The sequence below is a fragment of the Streptomyces gardneri genome, from assembly GCF_006539185.1.
GTDB lineage: Bacteria > Actinomycetota > Actinomycetes > Streptomycetales > Streptomycetaceae > Streptomyces > Streptomyces gardneri.
Genome location: NZ_BJMN01000138.1, coordinates 1 through 1,129 on the forward strand (window position 1 = coordinate 1; position 1,129 = coordinate 1,129).

Sequence of the window (1,129 nt, forward strand, 5' to 3'; positions counted from 1 at the left end):
CCTAGTGACCTGAGTCAGAGATTCGTCGTTGGTTGGGCATGAGTCGTCCGGGTCCGAAGATTCCGCCGTTGTCGGTCACTGATGCCCAGCGGGCGGTGCTGGAGGGCTGGTTACGTCGCCGTGCGACGGCTCAGGCTTTGGCTCAGCGGTCGCGGATCGTGCTGGAGTGCGCCGAAGGCCACTCGATCATGGAAGTGTCCCGCCGGCTGCGGATCGCTCCGGACACGGTCCGCACCTGGCGGCGCCGGTTCATCGAGCGGGGACTGGACGGCTTGTGCGACGACCCGCGGCCCGGCGTCCCACGGAAGATCACCGACGCTGACGTCGAGCGGGTCATCGTCAAGACGCTTGAGGAGACACCGAAGAACGCCACCCACTGGTCGACGAGGTCGATGGCCGCGGCCACGGGTATGTCACAGTCGACGGTCTCGCGGATCTGGCGGGCGTTCGCCCTGGCGCCGCACCGGTCGCAGACGTTCAAACTGTCGACGGACCCGCTGTTCATCGACAAGGTCCGCGACGTCGTCGGCCTGTATCTCGACCCGCCGGAGAAGGCCCTGGTGCTCTGCGTGGACGAGAAGTCGCAGATCCAGGCCCTGGACCGGTCCCAGCCGGTCCTGCCGATGATGCCCGGCGTTCCCGAACGCCGCAGCCACGACTACATCCGCGCCGGCACCACCACCCTGTTCGCTGCCCTGGAGGTCGCCACCGGCAAGGTCATCGGCTCCCTTCATCGCCGCCACCGGGCAGCGGAGTTCAAGAAGTTCCTGACCAAGCTCGACAAGGAAGTCCCGGCTGATCTGCAGGTTCATCTGATCCTGGACAACTACGCGACCCACAAGACTCCCGACGTCAAGAAGTGGTTGCTGGCCCATCCGCGGTTCCACCTGCACTTCACGCCGACCAGCGCGTCCTGGCTGAACCTGGTCGAGCGGTGGTTCGCCGAGCTGACCCAGAAGAAGCTCAAGCGCGGCGTCCACCGCTCCGTCCAAGCCCTCGAACGCGACATCCGAGCCTGGCTCGCGGACTGGAACGAGCACCCCAGACCGTTCGTCTGGACGAAGACCGCCGACGAGATCCTCGACAAAGTCGCCGCCTACTGCCGACGAATCTCCGACTCAGATCACTA

1 protein-coding gene is annotated in these 1,129 nt (G+C 65.7%); it reads left to right on the forward strand.

What is annotated here, in order from left to right:
- Nucleotides 1-38: 38 nt before the first annotated feature.
- On the forward strand, nucleotides 39-1,129 hold a 1,091-nt coding region (locus tag SGA01_RS40755), incomplete at its 3' end, for an IS630 family transposase (RefSeq protein WP_141303478.1).